The organism is Methanocella sp. MCL-LM, from assembly GCF_049676595.1.
In the GTDB taxonomy this organism is placed as follows: domain Archaea; phylum Halobacteriota; class Methanocellia; order Methanocellales; family Methanocellaceae; genus Methanocella_A.
The window spans coordinates 1,366,252-1,383,739 of the sequence record NZ_CP187259.1; the positions used below are offsets into that span (position 1 = coordinate 1,366,252).

Here is a 17,488-nt window from a genome sequence, read left to right on the forward strand (position 1 = left end):
AGGGCTAACTGTAAATTGTTACCAGAGGTTCGCTATGCAGCCCGAATTTTCGATGAGCCAGGTCAACGCAAAGATAGTCAGCGCCGGCAGGCTACACCTGAGGCCTGTTTACGTGTTCGCTGCCGACAACCCTCCGGCCGGGTCCGTGCAGGTATCCGCAGTGATCACCGAAGGTCATAAATGCCTGGCAAAGGCGTTGCTAAAAATGGCCATCCACCCCGAAGTGCCTCCCGTTTACCTTGGCGGCGATGCCATGAAAGGCTGCTGCTTTGGGGCTTCTGCCTGGCTGGGCTTCATGAAGATGCCCCCAATGATGAAGGCCATGTATGCTTCCGTGCCTAAAGGCGACGGTAAACACTTTGCTCACTACCTGAAAGCGACGCCGGACCTCTGCGATGCAGGCCTGAAAAGCCTCGGCAAGGTAACGCCACCCGGAAAATATCTGGTTATGGGGGCGTATGATCGGCAGATGGAAAACCTTCCCAGGCCTCTCTCTGTACTGTGCTTCGGAAGCGCAGAGCAGATACGTAACCTCAGCGGGCTGATCCACTTCAACAGGGCAGACCTGTTCGCGCCGGTCATCGCTGCCTGGGGCGCCCACTGCGCCACGTTTATCTCTTATCCTGCCGGCTTCTGCGAGAACGTTCCGAAGGATACTGCTTTTATCGGCCCCACCGCAGCCTATGGCAACGACTGGTTTCCCCCTGATCTGATGGCGCTGAGCATGCCGATCAGCATGGCTGTACAGCTGAGCGAGGACTGCGAGCAGTCGTTCGTGGAAAGGTGCCCCGGGAAGACCTATCCGGCCACCCGGGACCAGCTGTAGTTCCCGCCACCGTCATGCTCATAAGGTATGCCGGTTTATGGGTTATCGGCATGCACCTGATCATCACCGAAAAGCACGACGCGGCAAGCAAGATTGCCGCCATACTCTTTAAAGACAGAATGCCAGAGCGCATCAACGGTGTGCAGGCTTACAGGTCTAAGGCAGCAGATGCTCTGGTGATCGGCCTGGCCGGCCACATCCTCGAGCTGGATTTCCCGGAGGCCTACCAGAAGTGGAGCGCTTTTCCGCCCCGGGAGCTGATCAGGGCCCAGGTGCTCACCTACCCGTCGAAAAAGGACCTCGTCGGAGCGCTGGCCACTCTGGCCACTAAGGCAAAGCGGGTGACTATTGCCACTGACTACGACCGGGAAGGAGAGATGATTGGCGCCGAGGCCTATTATATCATCAAAAAGATCTCCAGCCCGACGTTCGACCGGGTGCGGTACAGCTCTTTTACAAAAGAAGAGATCACGAAGGCCTTTGCCAGTCCCACTGCTGTCGACTTCGATCTGGCGGCAGCCGGGGAGTGCAGACAGGAGATAGACCTTGTGTGGGGCGCAGCATTGACTCGCTTCGTCTCCATCGCCGGGAACAAGTTCGGCAAAGATTTCTTGTCCGTGGGCAGAGTGCAGACGCCACTGTTGGCTCTAATCGTTGACAGGGAAAAGGAGATTCAGGCGTTCGCTTCGAAGCCCTACTGGGAGATCGTAGCCACGCTGCTGAAAGAAGACCGGTCATTCACGGCATCTCACAAGCGGGGACGGTTTGACAAAAAGGAAGAGGCCGCTGCCATCCACAAGAAGCTCGGCAAAACTGCGGTGGTCAAGGACGTCAAAGCCGACCGGAAAAAGGAGCAGCCGCCGATACCCTTCAACACGACCGAGTTCGTCAAAGCCGCAAGCGCTCTGGGGTTTACCGCAGCCAGCGCGATGCAGATCGCCGAAGCGCTGTATATCAACGGCTGGATCTCTTATCCCCGTACTGATAACACCGTCTACCCCGATACCTTAAACTTGAAAGATCTGCTCGGCATGTTCAAGACCAGCCCCGACTTCGCGAAGAGTGCGCTCGAGCTGCTGGTCGCGCCCACGCTGACTCCTACAAGAGGCAAAGTCGAGACCAAGGACCATCCGCCTATCTATCCAGTAGCCTGCGCGATGCGAAAGGACCTCGACGATAAGCAGTGGAAGCTCTACGAGCTCGTAGTTCGCCGGTACTTTGCGACTCTGGCCCCTGCCTGCGAATGGGAAGTGATCAAGGCGGAGATCGATCTCTCCGGAGAGCCGTTCGTGGCAAACGGGAAGCAGCTCTCCGTTCCCGGCTGGAGGAAACACTATCCCTACGGCCTGCAGAAGGACGAGCTATTGCCGGCGCTGAAGGCGGGAGATCCGCTGCTGGTCCGGAGAGCAGATCTACTCGAGAAAAAGACCGAGCCCCCTAAACGGTACGGTCAAGGCAAACTCGTCCAGATGATGGAAGACCTGGGCCTCGGCACGAAAGCGACGAGACACGAGGCACTGGCGAAGCTGTATAGTCGCGGCTTCATCGAGGGCAACCCGCCCCAGCCGACGGCTACCGGAATCTCGCTGATCGACGCCCTGAAAGCTTATGCATCGGCTATCACCAGCAACGCCATGACGAGTAAGCTCGAGCGGGATATGGACTCTATCGCAGCCAGCCAGCTTAAGAAAGCCGCTGTCGCGAAGGAGTCCCGGGAGATGCTGGACAAAGTGTTCCACCAGCTTGAGAAAAACCGCATGGAAATCGGCCGTATCCTCCGGTCGGGCTTCGCTGCAGACAGCGACATCGGGCCATGCCCGCTGTGCGGCTCCGCCCTGGTCGTCAGGGAGAGAAAGTCCGACAAGAACAAGTTCATCGCGTGCACCGGCTTCCCGAACTGCCGCAACACGTATAATATCCCGCCCGGCTCTCTCAAGTTCGACAAGGTCGTCTGCGAAAAGCACCGGCTGCACCACATCAAGGTGACCCCGCCTTCCACCAAAGGGCCTGACGGTAAAGCGGTCAGAGGCAAGGCTTACGACTTCGGGTGCCCTGCCTGTAGAAAGGAAAACCCGTCTGTTATGCCCTATATATCAAAACCTGTAAACACGACTACAGGGCGGTGATTATCTATAGGGAGCATAGAGACGCAGAAGTTTTAACTATATGTTTTTCCTGAAACTTTTAGGACAGACAGGTACCGTTTACGCGAAGTACGCGAGGTACGCGAAGTACACGAAGTTTTATGATAAGATCATTTTCCAGCATGCCGTTTTTATCGTACTTTGAGTACTTTGCGTACTTTGCGTACTTCGTGTAAATGGTACGGGAACTCGTACAAAACGTTTCAGTAATGACTATAATCACTCTGATGCTCGCACTGCACTTAAAGCCCCTTTCTTCTTCTGTCCTTCCAGATATCCCATAATGTCACCAGTAGCAATACAGGCCCGGCTATGACAAGAGCCAGGTAGAGGATGACTATTGGTATCGATATGAGTGGTACCAGTAAACTGCATACTATGCCGAGGATGGTAAGCATTGCCAGCATGACCACGAGATCTTTTCGGCTGAAATGCCTGGTCTCTGGAGCGAGGTCTCCGGCCCCAGGCTCATCCGGCTTCTTTAGGTACAGGAGTAGCACGATCACCGCATAGATGCAAAAGGTTAGTAATATCGTCAGAGGCGATGCGATTCTTTCCGGCAGCAGGAATACGAAGGTCACTAAGTACAGCAGCGCCAGGTACCCGAGGAGGATGGTCATGCCCGTTTTGCCCAGCCGCAGCGATTCTAACGAGAACTGCCGTCCGTAGCGCCGGGAGGCTATCCAGTACAGTATTCCCGCTATGGTGGCGCTGCCAAGGATGCTCAGGACAACCGCGAGGACGTTGCCTCTGGCATTTAAGGACAGGAAGGCCGCGCCGATGATGACGACCGCTATTGCCAGCATCCAGTTCCTGCGCTTTTTGGTCAGGATCCCTCGGTGGCCGGGCAATATTCTGCTTTCCCCGGACAGGATCTCAAAGCACAGCGCCGGCAGGATGAAGGCGAAGACCGGGTGCCAGAAAAAGACGATCAGCGGCAGCTCTGGGAAAGCGAAGCCCAGAATTTTACCCCAGCCCGGCTCGGAGCCTATGTAGCCGGCCCATGTGACCTTGGTAATCCAGGCCTCGTAGAGGCCGAAGAGCACACCCCACAGGTATAGTGCCGTGAGCGAGGTTCTCTTGAAGATGAAAGCCAGGTTGATGAACAGCAGGAAATGCGCCAGGTATAGCCAGAAGGTGACCAGCCAGGCCCAGGGAGAGACGAACCACAGGACCGAGGAGCCGGAGAGTACTTCGGCGAAGAACATCGACAGTGTCCCGGCCAGAAGGATGAATACCAGCTTAGCCGCCAGCGATATTTTCGTAGCGGCAGCCTCTTGCCCTGACATAGACTACTATTGGTTGAGGCCGGTAGAAAAGGATGATGGTGGCGATGCCACTTCGGAAAATGGTAGTTTAGGCTGCTATGATCTTTTGAGCCGTAGTGATCGTGGCGATCTCGTACTCTTCGCGGATGCAGCAGTCGCTGCAGCCTTCCCTGTTCTGGCAGAAGACTGTCTGCTGGTGCGGGCACCAGCTTCCGTAAAATTTGAGCCTTTCCTCGGCAAGCATATCCGTTCAGACCACCTGTTTAGTATTACTAATCAATTAGGCTCGCCAATATTTAGCCTTTGCAGTAAATACGCTGTTATAATACTAATTTTGTAATTACAGTCTATTATTTGCCTTTGTATCTCCTGGGGCGGCGTGTTCCGGGAAATGGTAATCGATGCGCTTACTCTGCATGGCAGAACCCCACCATAGCAACCTATAAATACCCGGACTGCTATTAGGTCAATTGGACATAGGTCATTTAGACATAGTATTAACAAGACATATGTCAATCAGAACTAGGTCGTATAACACAATGGCTGATCTGGACTTAATCATACTCGGCTCGCTGCTGGGAATGCCTGCTCACGGGTACCAGCTGAAGCAGAACATCGAGCTTACCTACGGCAAGAGGTACGTCAACCTCAGCAACAGCAGGCTTTACCCAAGATTATCTAAGCTGGAGGCCGACGGGTGTATCGAAGGTAAGCGCGAAGCGCAGGAGAAGGTGCCTGACCGGAAGACGTTCCACGTGACCCCGGCAGGCATAGAACGGCTGAAAGAGCTGGTCGCCACGCCGCTGGGCCCGAGGGAAGATGAATTCGACTTCCTGGCCCGGGCTTCCTTCTTCGGGCTCATCACCTGGGAAGAGCGGCGGAAGATCATAGAGCCACTGTACCACGCAAAGGTGAACGAGCTATCGGAAGCTCAAAAAAAGCGGGAGCAGTTCGGCCAGTACATGGACAAGTTTTCTATGGCGGTGCTGGACTACGGCATCGCCGCCATCGGCAACACGGTGGAGATGTACAGGAAATTGTTAGAGATGGAGTGATATTGATGATCGATATAGCACTGAAGAATATGTGGCAGAGGAAGACCCGGACAGGGCTGACGGTAATCGCTATCTCCGTATGTATTATGCTGTTCCTGGTACTCTCCACCGCAACGAGCGCAATGGACCAGATGTTTACCGACTCGCAAGCAAAGCTCGTCGGGCAGATGTACGTGAAGACGCCTTCGACGCAGGCCGGAGGAGCGCTGGAGTTCCCGCCCGTCTCCTCGAGCATGACCATGGAAAAGGCAGACCAGCTCATGAGAGTAAGCGGCATTGATGCAGGTCGGAGTTCCCCGCTGCTGCTGGTGCCGCAGGCGCCGTCACTCTTCCAGAGCGGCCCCCCCCAGGTAATCGCGGTCGGCATAGAGCCCGGCCATGAGAAGGCCTATTACGGGGATGCCCGGATCGACAGCGCCAGCGGCTCTCTACACCTCGGGGACAACGACGTAATCCTCGGCGCCTATGCTGCCGGTACTCACTATAAGGCGAATGTGGGCGACCAGATCACAGTGCAGAACCGGAACATGACGGTCATCGGCATCGCGCAGCCCACCGGCTCCATCCTGGTCGACGGCATGGTCCTGGTGCCGCTGAGCACGGCGCAGGAGATCTTCAACCGCCCGGGTGTCTCGACCGTGCTGCTAGCGGCGCCTTCGGAGGACAAAGTCGACTCGGTAGCAGCCACTGTCAAGACTCAGTTCCCGGAGCTTGAAGTCATGACCCAAAAGGACGTGGCTGAGACGCTGAACAATATGGCATCGATGACGCACACCTTCATGGGCATGATCAACCTGACGATGCTCGTGGTGGCAGGCGTGGTGACGCTGATGGTCATGTTCATGTCCGTCTCCGAGCGGACAAAAGAGTTCGGCATGCTGCGTGCTATCGGCGCAAGCCGCCTGAAAATTTTGATGATGGTTATGGAAGAATCAATCATTGTCTGCCTGATCGGCAGCTTCATCGGCGTGCTGATCTCCTTCGTGGTCATGAAGCTCATGTTCGGGGCAGCATTCGCATCGGTCGACGTCATCCTGCGGGCCATCATCTTCATGACGGTCATCGGTATCATCGCAGGCCTTATTCCTGCGTACAGATCAGCAAAGATTCAGCCGCTGGAGGCGATTCGCTATGAGTGAGCAACAGGTCATGAACGTTCAGACAGATAGATCGGCCGAGGGTAAAGTCGTGCTGGAGGCCAGGGGCCTTAAAAAGTCTTACCGCATGGGCAAAGTGACAGTCGAAGCGCTCAGGGGAGTTAACCTCGCCATCAGGCGAGGAGAATTCGTCTCCATCATCGGGCCCTCCGGCTCGGGGAAATCGACTCTCCTGAACATCATCGGCTGCCTGGATACGCCGACCTCCGGCCAGGCTATAATCGACGGGCAGGATGTCTCCCGCATGAAGGACTCGGCGCTGACAGCTGTCCGGTGCGCCAGAATCGGGTACGTGTTCCAGAAGTTCTACCTGCTGCCCTTCCTCACCGCGCTGGAGAACGTGGAACTGCAGGCCCGGCTTGCGGGAATCAAGGATGGCCGGGCTAAGGCCGCGGAAGCCCTGAAGCTGGTCGGGCTGGAAGCCCGGATGAACCACCGGCCCGTGGAGCTGTCGGGCGGCGAACAGCAAAGAGTCGCCATCGCCCGGGCTCTCGTCAAGGCACCGGCCTTGCTGCTGGCGGACGAGCCGACCGGTAACCTGGACACGAAGACCGGCGACATGATCATGGACGTCTTCAAGCGCCTCAACGCTCAGGGGCTCACCATCGTCATGGTCACCCATAACCCAGAACTGGCGGCACAGACCGGCCGGGTCATCAAGGTCCGGGACGGGCTGATAGAGGGAGCCTGATACGCTTCCTCTCTTTTTTATTTTGCGACATGTCTATATAACCCATCTGCATAACTGCCTGTATCATGCTGGAGATCTACTGCGACTCTTCCTTCAACGAAGACAGCCCTTCCTTCATAGGCTGCGTGATCCTGGCCGACAGCCTCGAGATACACCAGTCCACGACCCGGGTGCTGCCCGATCCGAAGAGCAACCTGGAATGCGAAATTGCTGCTATCGAGCTGGGAATGCAGCTGGCCAGGACTTTTCGGAGGAAGAGCGAGCAGGTAGTCATCTACAACGATAATACTGAGGCTGTGAAGGCTTACCAGCAAAACGAAGCAGCCCTCTACCCGGTGGAGTTCGCGCCGAGGGAGAGTCCGTACCTGTCGATGGCAGACCGCCTCTCGAAACGGTTTCCCCAAAAGCTCGCGGAGGTCTCAGATCTCTGCAAGAAGCCGGTCGAGTCGTTCACTCCAGACATCCTCCGGGACATCGGCGAGAACCGCCGGGCAGTCCTGTACCTCGTCAGAGATGCCGGGCGCTCCACGAACACGAAAAGCGTTTACCGGCTGGTCGTCAGCACTGTCGAAGGCGTGATCTCCGATGATATGGCCTTCGAGGCCCGGTCCGGAGAAGTAAAGAACATCAAGGTGGCCAGGGATGTTTCAGAGAGCCTCGGCGAGGCCGGCACTGATCTGGCCGGCGCCTATTTCCTCCTGACTGACGAGACGTGGGGCCTGCGGCAGAAGGGTGGAGAGGCTTACTCCATCTTGCCGTGCTCTATACCTCACCGCATCATTTGCCACGAAGTAGACCGTTCTCCGGACAACCTGTGGCGACGGGTTGAGGCTCTTGCGCAAGGCGAAATAAGATAAAAACAGCCTTTATCTCCGCTGTGCCCGCTTTATTCTTTCATTATCTATACAACCCCAGAGCCAGAGATTGCTATGGTGATCAAATGGCTATTGACCCCGTATGCAATATGACGGTTTATGAAGAACTGGCAGTATCCTGCGAAGAGTACAAGGGCAAGCACTATTGTTTCTGCAGTAAGGCCTGCAGGGAGGCCTTTGACAAGGACCCTGATCTACACGCGAATAAGCCTTACGAACTGCTGCAAAGTTAAAACAGTATTCTTTTTTTATTCTTCCAGCTTCTCAAAGAACGACTTATCCACGTTACAAACCGGGCAAGTCCAAGTATCGGGGATGTCCTCGAAGGCTGTGCCGGGCTGAACGCCGCTGTCCGGGTCTCCTTTTTCAGGGTCGTAAACATACTGGCAGACGGTGCAAATCCACTTGTCCATAATAATTCCGCTGAACTGTTATCTCCAATAATTCATAAGTTTATAGCGCGGTAAAAACGATGGGCAGGCCTTACCGGCAATTCATCGGCAAATATATGCACTATCAGCGCCATCATTAAAAGAAACCGGAACATAGCAGTCAAAATACCGTGAGGATTGAGCATGAGGGACTGGGATGTATGGCAGAGGCACCCGGAGTATACCAGCGTCATAGCGCTCGGGGGAAGCCTGCCGAAGAGCACAGTGGAGAAGCTGGAGAAGCTCGGCTTCGTAGTCGACGACGGCAGCAAGCCTGCTATTAAAGCAGGGCAGCTATTCTTCCTCCACGTGAAGAACAGCCTGGAAAAGCACGAGTACTTCAGGAAAGTGGACGAGTACAAGAAAAAGTACGGCGAAGAGCCTTTGCCGGTTCACCTCGAAGAGCTGCCCGAGCTGATCATGCGGTTCGTCGGCGACGTCAGCGTCGAACAGTGCCTGCATATCAGCAACTTCGCCCTGGACGAGCTGCTGAAAAGATAATCTTATTTTTATAGCCAGTACGCTACCAGGTACAGCACAATCAGTATGGCAATATCTGCTACTACGGCGATCATCAGTACTGCTGTCGTCCATTCCAGCACCCTGCTGATGATGATGTTGTCCAGCGCCAGAGAGAGGAGCATCAGCGGGATCAGGAGATACATGAGGTATCCGGCAATAGCGTATGCCTGTTCAGCCCAGGAGTCGTAGGTGCGTGTCGCCGAGGCCATACCGGTAACTCCCACGTAAAAGAACAGGATACATATGGAAGCAATTGCGATCAGCATTAGCCACAGCATAATATTATCAAAGAAACTCCTGTCCATATCCTGCCTCTGATGTCAGATTAGGTTTTAAAAATGATAAATTCTCCGTCAGCCCGGAGGAGTTTAATCGCTTGCCCGCATTACGCCCTGGCAGGCAGGGCTTTCGGCCTGAGCATGTTCAGGGGCATGTAGACGCAGGCCAGCAGCATGATCAGCCCGATCACGAAGAAGTACATCGGGTTCATCGGCATGTTCAACAGGAGCCACAGCGTCGGAAATACCGTAACCAGCAGCACGATGTCAATGCCGGTAAGCATTAGCGCGGTCTTGATGTCCTGCAGCATCGCGACGATAAAGAAACATCCGACGAGCAGCCATAAGGCCTGTACGTAAGTTGTCAGGTTGAGTTCAGGCATCGCGTTGACGGGCACTTCGAAGAGGACCATGACGACGGAAATGATTACCAGCAGTATGATGCTGACCAGGCTGAGTAGTAAGTGAACTGTATCGCCTGTAAGCTTCACCTGTGCAGCGGGCTTCTTTGCCACTGCTGCCTTCTGGGGGGCAGGCTTTCCCTGTGGTTTACCCGCTGCCGGCTTCCCGGCCGGGGCCGGCTTTTTTGCTGCAGCCTGCGGCGCAGGCGCTACCGGCGTCGCCTTTGTATCCTGGTCCGGCGCGGGCAGGTCCAGGCTCATCATCGGGGCCGGCAGATCAAGTTCTCCCGGCGACATTTTCAGCATGTCCACATCGGGCAGTTCTCCCTCGAAGGCCATTTCTATACCTCAACTATCAATAATGAAACAATTAAGCCCTAAAAGGCCTGATTATGGTTAATATAGCCTCGTAAACATTTAACCTTTTTGGTAAAAGCTTATTTTTAAAAAAAGAGCTTAAAAAAAGATTATTTCACAAATGTAATTAAAAATGTGTAACGGCTTATCCGTTGATGTTATAGAGCGCCCTTGCCTTTGACAGCAGGGATTCGGCCTCTTTGTCCTTCCCCATCCCGTGGAGAATGACTGCCTTGTTCATCAGGGCATCGGAGTACCTGCCGTCGAGCTCGATCGCCTTGTCCACATATTTCAGGGCTTCTTTGTCCTTGCCCAGGCCGTACAGTGCGATACCTTTGTTGTTTAGCGCTTCCTTATCTGCGGGATTCGCCGCCAGTACCCGGTCGAAACACTCGAGTGCCTTATTATTATCTCCCATGCCGACGAACATCATGCCTTTAAAGTTGATGGCGTTCCTGTTATCCGGATCGATGGCCAGGACCATGTCCAGCATGCCGATCACTTCGTCGTAGTCGAAAGGCTTCAGCTGGCCTTCTCTCTCGCAGTTCTCGAAAGACGCCATCTTCTCGTTGATCTGCGCAAAGATCGCATTGACGCTATCTTCGGTAGTCTCAGACTTCTTTGCCGGCTTTTTCTCGAGCTTCGCTGTCACTGCCTTTGCCGGCTTCTTTGCCGGCTTCTTCACCTTTGGCGTCTTAGGTGCGGTCATAGCCTACAATAGGCCAGCTTACTCTATAAAGCTTATCTGCCCCTCGCTAAACCTTGGATAAACTATTCATACGAACAGTCCATTACATGCCGGAGGTAGACAGGCTGGCAGCATGAAGTGGGAACGGCTCGCAATTCTTCTGATCATCATTGTCACGCTGACTGTTTTTCTTGTACCCGCAGTTCACGTGCCCCCGGTGCCGCACGCCATCACGGTCAACGCACCTGCCGGCGAAACCAGTACTGGTACCCTGGTTGCATACCTGGTCATATCTGGCCTGCTGGCGGGCATCAGTCCGCTTCTTGTCATGGCTTCCCTGTGCCTCGGAGGGCTGTTGTTCATCTACAACAAGAGCCGGATTCCCAGGTACACCAAGTATTACCTGGTCGGCGTCTTTGCCATGTTTCTCACCTTCCAGTACGATCTGACTATTCCTGGCGCCATAGAGTCCAGCATCTTCAATTTCAGGATCATGATGCTCATGGCCATCGTGACTATCCTGCTCACCATCATCGCCCAGGAGTTCTCTCCCGGCTTCGCCAGGCGGGCCGCAAAAAATGAGACGGTAAAGGTTACTTTCTTCATCTTCACGGGGGCGCTGGTTGCCCTGGCTATCCTCATGTACGGCGGCGGCTCTTCGTCGCCGGTGATCGGCTTCGCCGAGCAGTCGAAATACAGTACCATCCTCCTGCTGCTGATCTACAACGTCTTCACAATACTGCCCTCGGTCATCCTGTTCGTCGTGCTCAGCAGCGTCAGGCTGAGCCTCCGCACCCGCCTGGCTAACGACAAAGAGACCCTCATGCTCATCGGCATCGTCTTCCTGTTCGTCACGCTGCTGGTGCTGGAACTTGTGACACTTCTCACAGGGCAGTAAAAGTTGCGCTTGAGCATGCGAGACAGCGCAGCGTTAGTTTGCGTAAGCTTATTATTGAAAATTAGATAGCGTCAGGTGCCCTTTCTTTAGAGGCACAGCCTCGATGCCCAGCTTGGTCCTGATGTCCTTGGCCAGCTCTTTGGAGAAGCCGTGGAGGGTGTAGACGATCTCGGGGCTGACTGCTTTCGTGAAGTCCAGCAGCTCCTGGTAGTCGGCGTGGTCGGATAGCGGGAAGGCCGTATCTGTATGGGCCGCATACATCATGCCCCGGTCCATTGCCCAGCCTGATACTGACGCTGTCCGGGCGCCCGCAATCAGGTATTTTTTCAGCACGGGGTCGCGCTTGCCGCCTGCGGGTGCCACAATGATCGACGGCTCGCCCGGTTCTTCGGGCAACATCTCTGCGTCCAGGCGGTACCCGAATTTTTTAAGTACGGCGTTCACTTTCATGACCGGGCCGGTCGTAAATATCTCGTTTCCTTCCATGGCTGCGATGACTTCCTGGGCCTTGCCGAAGGTGTACGCGTAAAAGATCGTATGCTTGCCGCAGGCGGCGTTGTCTTCGGCCCAGTCTTTCATCGCCTTGACGGTTTCGTGGTACGGCGGGAAGACGTATTTTTCCTTGCCGAAGGTCGATTCTATGATGAGGACGTCGGCTTTGACCGGCTTAGCTCCGGGGGAGAAATATTTTTCCCTCGTGCAAAGATCGCCGGTATACAGAACTTTCTTGTCTCCGTTGATCAGGAACATGCTCGCGCCGGGCACGTGGCCGGAGTCCAGCAAATCGACGTGCTCGCAGGTGGTCCGCTCCACTTTTACGCCTGCCCTGCTCTCTACGATCGCGTGGGTGATCTCCGATGTCACTATCGCCTGGCTCAGCGAAGACGGCACGTGGTCGAAGTGGCCGTGCGACACGAGGTTGACGCAGTTCCTCGCACATCTCTTGGGGTCGCACCGGTACTCCCGGCCGGAGAAAACGGATACGCCATTGTCCAGGTAGATCATCGGATTTCCCTCTGCGGGGCAGGTTAAAATAGTTGCCTATAAGCAACTTAACAAAGTTGCCGATGATACCCTGTATAAAGGGTTTTCCGTAAAGGGGTGCTTTACCATACATATATAATACTAACCGCCCATTACGCCCTGATTCTGCGCATTTAAAAGCTATTTAACGGCCTGTTAGGCAAAAGATATAAATACAGGGGTTTTTAAGTAACATATATCGTTAAATCCGGTATTTTTTATACTGCGAGGAGGTGGATACAGATGAAAGAACTACCCGTCGCATCCGTCGACAGGATCATCCGGAACGCCGGCGCCGACAGGGTCAGCGAGGACGCGAAGGAAGCACTTGCAGCTATACTCGAGGAGTACGGCACCAAGGTTTCCGCAGAAGCGATCAAGCTCTGCAAGCACGCGGGCCGCAAGACCGTGAAGGAAGAGGACATCCGGCTGGCTTCTCAGCGGATTCACTAAAAGAAATGAGCAGAGGAGGGCCACTAGAGGCCTGACTCTGTACCTTTTATCATTTTTACAAAAAACTTTAGAAATATTATCCCTTGAAACTATGCTTCACCCGGTACTGCCCGACAGCTCTCTTCTCCACACTATCCGCCAGCGTGAGGCGGATATCGGTCTCCTGGGACGTGGTGACGGAAAAGCTGTATTGCTTCGACAGATATGCTGCTGATCCACCATCTCTGGCTATGCCTGTGAGCTGCCGGTGCTTTTCCAGCCGCTCTGCAACCACTGTCTCTGTCAGTTTCTTCACCCCGGCCACCCTCTCGTCGATGATCGGCTCCAGGGTTCTGTCCAGCTCGTACCCCGCCGAGTTCCTGGCCGACGCCATTGCTGCCAGCAGGGTCGTCCCGGTGCCTGCAAAGGGGTCCAGCACTGTGTCGCCCTGTACCGAATACATCTGGATGAGGCGGTAAGGAAGCTCGAACGGGTATGCAGCCGATCTGTTTCTGCTATTGCCCTTCAGCTGCTGCGGCACTCCTTTCAGGCCAGACCAGACGTCGGAAAACCAGGCGTTGCGCTCTTCCCGGAAATATGCGCTCTGCCGCCTTGCTGCGGTGCCTTCGCCGAACTGCCTGTTTCCGCCCTTGCGGAAGATCAGCACGTACTCGTGCTCCAGCGTCACGTAAGCGTTCGGCGGCAGCATGCCCGAGCCCATAAATTTATTAGGCTTGTTAGAAGTTTTCCGCCAGATGATCATGGGCAGGACATCGTACCCGGCCTTTACGAAAAAGCTGGTAATCCTGACGTGATTGGGATAAAGCCTGAAGGCCTCGCCCACCTTACGAGTTGCGTCGCCTATGTTGATGCAGACGATGCCGGAAGGTGCCAGCACCCGGTCCGTCTCCTGCCAGACCTTGTCCAGGGCCCGGTGCATCAGCTCGTAAGCACTCTTTCCGTCGCCGGCTTCCAGCGCCCTTCTTATTCCTGAGCTGGACGCGCCGAACTGGGCGTCCCACATCTCGATCATGGGATACGGGGGCGAGGTGACCACAAGGTTGACCGATTCGGACGCCAGCTCCTTCATGTTCCGGGCATTGCCGAAGTAGATCGAATGAGTCGTAATCATAGGAGGCTCCGGTACTATTTTTTCCTGTGTTCCATTCCCCGGATAAGCGCCGCCAGGGTATCGTTGACCGGGGTCGGTACCCCCAGTGCTCGCCCGATTTCACACACCTTTCCGTTCAGCACGTCGATCTCTGTGCGCTTTGCCTTCGATAAGTCCTGCAGCATTGACGACCTGTTGCCTGCCGTGTCCCGGATGACCTGGCAGGTCAGCTCTACCGGGTTCACGCTTGTCCTGATACCTGCAGCCCTGGCCACGTTTGCAGCCTCCGTGACCGCTGCAGTAACCAGCACCTTAAGCTCCGGGACTTCCAGCAGCACGCCATTATTCACCCCGGTAATGGCGGTGATCGCGTTGATTCCGACGTTGGCGAACAGCTTCTCCCATTGGGCAGCCCTGATGTCGTCGGCAATCCTGGCTTTCAGGCCCGCTTTCTCCAGGGCCAGGAGCGCCAGGTCCAGCCGGTCTTCAGCGCCCGGATCTGTAGAGCCCAGCACCGTCTCGGTGTACCCTGCCACTTTTACCTTTCCCGGCTCCAGAAAGACCACGCCGCTATACGAGACTCCTGCCGCCACCCTGCAGCTTCCGATAACGGCTCCGGCAGCTTCATCGCTTCCCAGCCCGTTGCTGATCACGACGACCAGCGTGCCGGGATTAACGGCGAGCCCTTCTACTGCCGTCATTACGTCGTAGGACTTGACGGTGATGAATACCAGGTCCGATGGTACCGGCCTGTCAGAAATGTGGGGCTTTGCAGCGGCCTGAATTGCCCCTGTGACTGAGACGCCTTTTTCAAGCTCTTCTCTGTCGTGGGGGCGGCACACCAGAGTGACATCCTGCCCTGATGCGGCCAGCATGGCGGCATAAAACGTGCCGAGAGCGCCGGCGCCGATGACGCTGATCTTCATAATACGTATTTAGCGCGCAGCGATATATCTGTGTTTCCCGCTTACTGTTTTGCCTTGGCGACCGCTTAGCCTCTGGCTTCAGCGACCGCTTAGCCTCTGGCTTCAGCGGCTTCGTCGCCAAGCTTGAAGAGTTCCCTGAACTTCTCGTTGTTGAGCCTGAGGCGAATCCGGGGGCGGCCGTACTGGGCCCTCACGTTTTCCTCGTAGATGACGCCCAGGTTCTCCAGAAAGTCCTTCCTGCGGGAAAAGGTGGCCTTGGAGGCAAGCCTCGTATGCTCTCCCCACGCCACGACGTCGAAGAACAGCTCTTCGTTGATGGCTGCGGCGAGCAGTAAAATGGCTACCATATCTATAGTGTTGGGCTTCAACATCGTGTACTTGTGATCAGATAACAGCTTGCTCAGCTTGATGAAATCTTGAATTGTGTTATGGCCGAGGATTTCTGGCTCGTGTTCGGCAGGATGCATGTCTTACCTTATTTTACTATTGATATAATTATCTTTTGCTTATTAATGAATTAATAACCAACCGCCTATGTGTATGCCGATCTTACTGGCATGCACCTTTCTGCGTGCGCTCCGACAGCCGGTTCAGCACGCTCTCCCGGGCGTCGACCGAGACCCGGATACACGGCCCTTTCGGGCCAGTGTTGTACTGCACATCCCTGACGATGGCCTCCTCGTACAGCTGCGACAACATCGATAAACCTTCCTCTGTGTGGGGCAGGGTAAGCTCTGCAGATATCCACTTCGGCAGGAAAAATTCGACCGTGGCCCGCAGTTCCTCTAACCCCTCCCCTGTTTTGGCCGACACGACCACCGGGTGAGGGGCCAGGTTCTTAATAGCTCCCTCCGTCAGCTCTAGCGTCGGGAGATCGATTTTGTCGCTCTTGTTCAGCGCGGTGATCACCGGTATCGGGCCGATCTTGCCCCAGAGCGTATCGTGGCACGTGGCCAGTTTGTCGAGCACCACTTCCGGAGGCTCGCTGGCATCTACGACCAGAATGATCAGGTCTGCCTGGTAAATCTCCTCCAGTGTAGAGCGAAAGGCTTCTACCATGAAGTGGGGCAGGTCCTTGATGAAGCCCACCGTATCCGTCAGCAGCACTTTGCGGCGGCCCGCTTCCATTATCCGGGTCGTCGGTACCAGCGTGGTGAACAGCTGATCTTTGGCCACGACAGTCTCACCGACAAGGGCATTCATGAGCGTACTTTTACCCGCGTTGGTATAGCCGGCGAGCGCGACCATGTCAAAGCCCCGCTCTTTTCGCTTGACCCTCGTCTGATCCTGCCTTTTCCGGATGGTTTCCAGCTCTTCCTTGATCCTGGCGATCCTGCCTGTAATCTCGCTCTCGTAGATGTCTGCCTGGTACTGGCCCAGGCCTCCGAAACCCGGCTGCTCGCCCCGCCGGGCCAGCTTGACTTTCATCCGGGCCCGGGGGCGCTCGTAGATCAGGTTCGCCAGCTCGACCTGCAGCTTGGCCTCCCTCGTGCGGGCGCGCTTGTCAAAAATTTCCAGAATCAGGTTAAAGCGATCGATGACTTCCACCCGGAACAGCTTAGCCAGGTTATACGCCTGGACCGCGTTCAGCGTCTCGTCGAAGATCACCTTATCGGGCCGCTGCGCGGCCAAGAGTTCGGAGACTTCCTCCGCCTTCCCCCTGCCGATACAGTAGGCCTTATCCGGCAGAGGCCGGACCTGGGTAATCTTGTCCAGCACCTCGTAGCCTGCCGACTTAGCCAGCTCTTCCAGCTCGTCCAGAGTCTCGTCTCTGTGCTGCGGATCAATTCTCTTTATCAAAATAGCGCCGGGCATGGTCCACCTGAGGCCGGATCAATCCGGCTCGGCGGAGAATATGTTTTCCAGCTATTTGAAGCTTCCACTTTCTTTAGAAAGGCGGCGAGCTGGCCCGGGGTATGAATTTTTCCCAGTACACCAGGTCGGCCAGCTCCTTTCTGGGGCGGGCGTCAGGCGTCTCATCCGGGTATCCCAGCGTCATGCAGGCGACGATCTTATCGTCCTGCGGTATGTGAAGGACGGATTTCATGTAGTCCTCGTCGAAGTACCCGATCCAGCACGAGCCGATGCCTGCTTCCCAGGCTGCGAGCGAGATATTCTCCAGCGCGATAGCGGCGTCTACCTGGTACCATTTATCTTTGGGGCTGCTAAAACATGCGATGAACGCGGCGCAGCCGGCCACGTGTTCCATATTGCTGCAGGCCTTGGACGCCAGCCTCTTCTGCTCCCGTTCCCGGACTACGACCAGCGCCCACGGCTGCCGGTTCGAGGCTGACGGCGCCAGCCTTGCCGCCTCCAGTATCTGCCGCAGCAGATCGTCGGGAATCGGCCGGTCCTTGTACTTCCTGATGCTCCTCCGGGTTTCGATCGCCTTGAAAACTTCCATA

At 55.5% G+C, this 17,488-nt stretch carries 22 protein-coding genes; 10 read left to right on the plus strand and 12 right to left on the minus strand.

The window, feature by feature from the left end:
- The first annotated feature begins 34 nt into the window (after positions 1-34).
- Positions 35-826 (plus strand): DUF169 domain-containing protein, encoded by a 792-nt coding sequence (locus ACPLPM_RS06790; RefSeq protein WP_424359484.1) that lies wholly within the window; start codon positions 35-37, stop codon positions 824-826.
- Positions 784-2,952, plus strand: a complete 2,169-nt coding sequence (locus ACPLPM_RS06795) for a DNA topoisomerase I (RefSeq protein WP_424359485.1) — start codon at positions 784-786, stop codon at positions 2,950-2,952. The genes ACPLPM_RS06790 and ACPLPM_RS06795 overlap by 43 nt, the downstream gene beginning before the upstream one ends.
- A 260-nt stretch (positions 2,953-3,212) precedes the next feature.
- Here the strand turns inward: ACPLPM_RS06795 and ACPLPM_RS06800 are convergent, their stop codons facing one another.
- Both ACPLPM_RS06800 and ACPLPM_RS06805 read right to left on the minus strand, forming a co-directional pair.
- Positions 3,213-4,259, minus strand: a complete 1,047-nt coding sequence (locus tag ACPLPM_RS06800; protein ID WP_424359486.1) for a hypothetical protein — start codon at positions 4,257-4,259, stop codon at positions 3,213-3,215.
- 67 nt (positions 4,260-4,326) lie between these two features.
- A complete protein-coding gene (locus ACPLPM_RS06805) occupies positions 4,327-4,482 on the minus strand; it encodes a hypothetical protein (protein WP_424359487.1) in 156 nt (51 codons plus the stop codon).
- A 295-nt stretch (positions 4,483-4,777) separates the two neighbouring features.
- Here ACPLPM_RS06805 and ACPLPM_RS06810 point away from each other — a divergent pair, with 295 nt between their 5' ends.
- The 5 genes from ACPLPM_RS06810 (at position 4,778) to ACPLPM_RS06830 (ending at position 8,249) form a co-directional block, all read left to right on the plus strand.
- Positions 4,778-5,293: a PadR family transcriptional regulator gene (locus ACPLPM_RS06810; protein ID WP_424359488.1), complete on the plus strand. Its 516-nt coding sequence runs from the start codon at positions 4,778-4,780 to the stop codon at positions 5,291-5,293.
- Between the two features lie 5 nt (positions 5,294-5,298).
- Complete coding sequence (locus ACPLPM_RS06815; protein WP_424359489.1) at positions 5,299-6,432, plus strand: ABC transporter permease; 1,134 nt, start codon at positions 5,299-5,301, stop codon at positions 6,430-6,432.
- Complete coding sequence (locus ACPLPM_RS06820) at positions 6,425-7,141, plus strand: ABC transporter ATP-binding protein (protein ID WP_424359490.1); 717 nt, start codon at positions 6,425-6,427, stop codon at positions 7,139-7,141. The genes ACPLPM_RS06815 and ACPLPM_RS06820 overlap by 8 nt, the downstream gene beginning before the upstream one ends.
- Before the next feature lie 65 nt (positions 7,142-7,206).
- Complete coding sequence (locus ACPLPM_RS06825; RefSeq protein WP_424359491.1) at positions 7,207-7,998, plus strand: hypothetical protein; 792 nt, start codon at positions 7,207-7,209, stop codon at positions 7,996-7,998.
- A gap of 83 nt (positions 7,999-8,081) precedes the next feature.
- Positions 8,082-8,249: a YHS domain-containing protein gene (locus ACPLPM_RS06830; protein WP_424359492.1), complete on the plus strand. Its 168-nt coding sequence runs from the start codon at positions 8,082-8,084 to the stop codon at positions 8,247-8,249.
- 15 nt (positions 8,250-8,264) lie between these two features.
- On the opposite strand, the gene rd is transcribed toward ACPLPM_RS06830, so the two are convergent.
- On the minus strand, positions 8,265-8,429 hold the full coding sequence (gene rd / locus ACPLPM_RS06835; RefSeq protein WP_424359493.1) for a rubredoxin: 165 nt from the start codon (positions 8,427-8,429) through the stop codon (positions 8,265-8,267).
- Positions 8,430-8,591: 162 nt separating this feature from the next.
- Between rd and ACPLPM_RS06840 the strand changes: the two genes are divergently transcribed.
- Complete coding sequence (locus ACPLPM_RS06840; RefSeq protein WP_424359494.1) at positions 8,592-8,948, plus strand: hypothetical protein; 357 nt, start codon at positions 8,592-8,594, stop codon at positions 8,946-8,948.
- A gap of 8 nt (positions 8,949-8,956) precedes the next feature.
- Here ACPLPM_RS06840 and ACPLPM_RS06845 read toward each other — a convergent pair whose 3' ends face one another.
- From ACPLPM_RS06845 to ACPLPM_RS06855, 3 genes are all read right to left on the minus strand, one after another.
- The gene (locus tag ACPLPM_RS06845; RefSeq protein WP_424359495.1) at positions 8,957-9,274 is read right to left on the minus strand and encodes a hypothetical protein; all 318 of its coding nucleotides are present in this window, start codon (positions 9,272-9,274) and stop codon (positions 8,957-8,959) included.
- 80 nt (positions 9,275-9,354) lie between these two features.
- Positions 9,355-9,987, minus strand: coding sequence for a hypothetical protein (locus tag ACPLPM_RS06850; RefSeq protein WP_424359496.1), 633 nt, complete (start codon positions 9,985-9,987; stop codon positions 9,355-9,357).
- A 163-nt stretch (positions 9,988-10,150) separates the two neighbouring features.
- Positions 10,151-10,714 (minus strand): tetratricopeptide repeat protein, encoded by a 564-nt coding sequence (locus ACPLPM_RS06855; protein WP_424359497.1) that lies wholly within the window; start codon positions 10,712-10,714, stop codon positions 10,151-10,153.
- A 112-nt stretch (positions 10,715-10,826) separates the two neighbouring features.
- Here ACPLPM_RS06855 and ACPLPM_RS06860 point away from each other — a divergent pair, with 112 nt between their 5' ends.
- Entirely contained in the window at positions 10,827-11,591 is a 765-nt protein-coding gene (locus tag ACPLPM_RS06860) for a hypothetical protein (RefSeq protein ID WP_424359498.1), read from the plus strand.
- A 51-nt stretch (positions 11,592-11,642) separates the two neighbouring features.
- On the opposite strand, the gene ACPLPM_RS06865 is transcribed toward ACPLPM_RS06860, so the two are convergent.
- Positions 11,643-12,596 carry an MBL fold metallo-hydrolase RNA specificity domain-containing protein gene (locus tag ACPLPM_RS06865; RefSeq protein ID WP_424359499.1) on the minus strand — a complete coding sequence of 318 codons (954 nt, stop codon included), beginning with the start codon at positions 12,594-12,596 and terminating at the stop codon, positions 11,643-11,645.
- Positions 12,597-12,857: 261 nt separating this feature from the next.
- Here ACPLPM_RS06865 and ACPLPM_RS06870 point away from each other — a divergent pair, with 261 nt between their 5' ends.
- A complete protein-coding gene (locus ACPLPM_RS06870) occupies positions 12,858-13,067 on the plus strand; it encodes a histone family protein (RefSeq protein WP_424359500.1) in 210 nt (69 codons plus the stop codon).
- A gap of 76 nt (positions 13,068-13,143) precedes the next feature.
- Here the strand turns inward: ACPLPM_RS06870 and ACPLPM_RS06875 are convergent, their stop codons facing one another.
- From ACPLPM_RS06875 to ACPLPM_RS06895, 5 genes are all read right to left on the minus strand, one after another.
- Positions 13,144-14,178 carry a DNA-methyltransferase gene (locus ACPLPM_RS06875; protein ID WP_424359501.1) on the minus strand — a complete coding sequence of 345 codons (1,035 nt, stop codon included), beginning with the start codon at positions 14,176-14,178 and terminating at the stop codon, positions 13,144-13,146.
- Positions 14,179-14,192: 14 nt separating this feature from the next.
- Positions 14,193-15,083 carry a ketopantoate reductase family protein gene (locus tag ACPLPM_RS06880; protein WP_424359502.1) on the minus strand — a complete coding sequence of 297 codons (891 nt, stop codon included), beginning with the start codon at positions 15,081-15,083 and terminating at the stop codon, positions 14,193-14,195.
- Between the two features lie 89 nt (positions 15,084-15,172).
- Positions 15,173-15,550 carry a hypothetical protein gene (locus ACPLPM_RS06885; protein WP_424359503.1) on the minus strand — a complete coding sequence of 126 codons (378 nt, stop codon included), beginning with the start codon at positions 15,548-15,550 and terminating at the stop codon, positions 15,173-15,175.
- 82 nt (positions 15,551-15,632) lie between these two features.
- A complete protein-coding gene (hflX, locus tag ACPLPM_RS06890) occupies positions 15,633-16,898 on the minus strand; it encodes a GTPase HflX (RefSeq protein ID WP_424359504.1) in 1,266 nt (421 codons plus the stop codon).
- A gap of 73 nt (positions 16,899-16,971) precedes the next feature.
- Positions 16,972-17,487 (minus strand): nitroreductase family protein, encoded by a 516-nt coding sequence (locus ACPLPM_RS06895; RefSeq protein ID WP_424359505.1) that lies wholly within the window; start codon positions 17,485-17,487, stop codon positions 16,972-16,974.
- Position 17,488 lies beyond the last annotated feature (1 nt).

Coding starts and splice junctions, on each gene's coding strand:
- ACPLPM_RS06880 (WP_424359502.1), bottom strand. CDS start 15,083: ATGAAGATCAGCGTCATCGGCGCCGGCGCTCTCGGCACGTTTTATGCC.
- ACPLPM_RS06895 (WP_424359505.1), bottom strand. CDS start 17,487: ATGGAAGTTTTCAAGGCGATCGAAACCCGGAGGAGCATCAGGAAGTAC.
- ACPLPM_RS06825 (WP_424359491.1), top strand. CDS start 7,207: ATGCTGGAGATCTACTGCGACTCTTCCTTCAACGAAGACAGCCCTTCC.
- ACPLPM_RS06850 (WP_424359496.1), bottom strand. CDS start 9,987: ATGGCCTTCGAGGGAGAACTGCCCGATGTGGACATGCTGAAAATGTCG.
- ACPLPM_RS06875 (WP_424359501.1), bottom strand. CDS start 14,178: ATGATTACGACTCATTCGATCTACTTCGGCAATGCCCGGAACATGAAG.
- ACPLPM_RS06800 (WP_424359486.1), bottom strand. CDS start 4,259: ATGTCAGGGCAAGAGGCTGCCGCTACGAAAATATCGCTGGCGGCTAAG.
- ACPLPM_RS06820 (WP_424359490.1), top strand. CDS start 6,425: ATGAGTGAGCAACAGGTCATGAACGTTCAGACAGATAGATCGGCCGAG.
- ACPLPM_RS06840 (WP_424359494.1), top strand. CDS start 8,592: ATGAGGGACTGGGATGTATGGCAGAGGCACCCGGAGTATACCAGCGTC.
- ACPLPM_RS06865 (WP_424359499.1), bottom strand. CDS start 12,596: ATGATCTACCTGGACAATGGCGTATCCGTTTTCTCCGGCCGGGAGTAC.
- ACPLPM_RS06815 (WP_424359489.1), top strand. CDS start 5,299: ATGATCGATATAGCACTGAAGAATATGTGGCAGAGGAAGACCCGGACA.
- ACPLPM_RS06790 (WP_424359484.1), top strand. CDS start 35: ATGCAGCCCGAATTTTCGATGAGCCAGGTCAACGCAAAGATAGTCAGC.
- ACPLPM_RS06885 (WP_424359503.1), bottom strand. CDS start 15,550: ATGCATCCTGCCGAACACGAGCCAGAAATCCTCGGCCATAACACAATT.
- ACPLPM_RS06855 (WP_424359497.1), bottom strand. CDS start 10,714: ATGACCGCACCTAAGACGCCAAAGGTGAAGAAGCCGGCAAAGAAGCCG.
- ACPLPM_RS06830 (WP_424359492.1), top strand. CDS start 8,082: ATGGCTATTGACCCCGTATGCAATATGACGGTTTATGAAGAACTGGCA.
- ACPLPM_RS06860 (WP_424359498.1), top strand. CDS start 10,827: ATGAAGTGGGAACGGCTCGCAATTCTTCTGATCATCATTGTCACGCTG.
- ACPLPM_RS06805 (WP_424359487.1), bottom strand. CDS start 4,482: ATGCTTGCCGAGGAAAGGCTCAAATTTTACGGAAGCTGGTGCCCGCAC.
- ACPLPM_RS06845 (WP_424359495.1), bottom strand. CDS start 9,274: ATGGACAGGAGTTTCTTTGATAATATTATGCTGTGGCTAATGCTGATC.
- hflX (WP_424359504.1), bottom strand. CDS start 16,898: ATGCCCGGCGCTATTTTGATAAAGAGAATTGATCCGCAGCACAGAGAC.
- rd (WP_424359493.1), bottom strand. CDS start 8,429: ATGGACAAGTGGATTTGCACCGTCTGCCAGTATGTTTACGACCCTGAA.
- ACPLPM_RS06870 (WP_424359500.1), top strand. CDS start 12,858: ATGAAAGAACTACCCGTCGCATCCGTCGACAGGATCATCCGGAACGCC.
- ACPLPM_RS06810 (WP_424359488.1), top strand. CDS start 4,778: ATGGCTGATCTGGACTTAATCATACTCGGCTCGCTGCTGGGAATGCCT.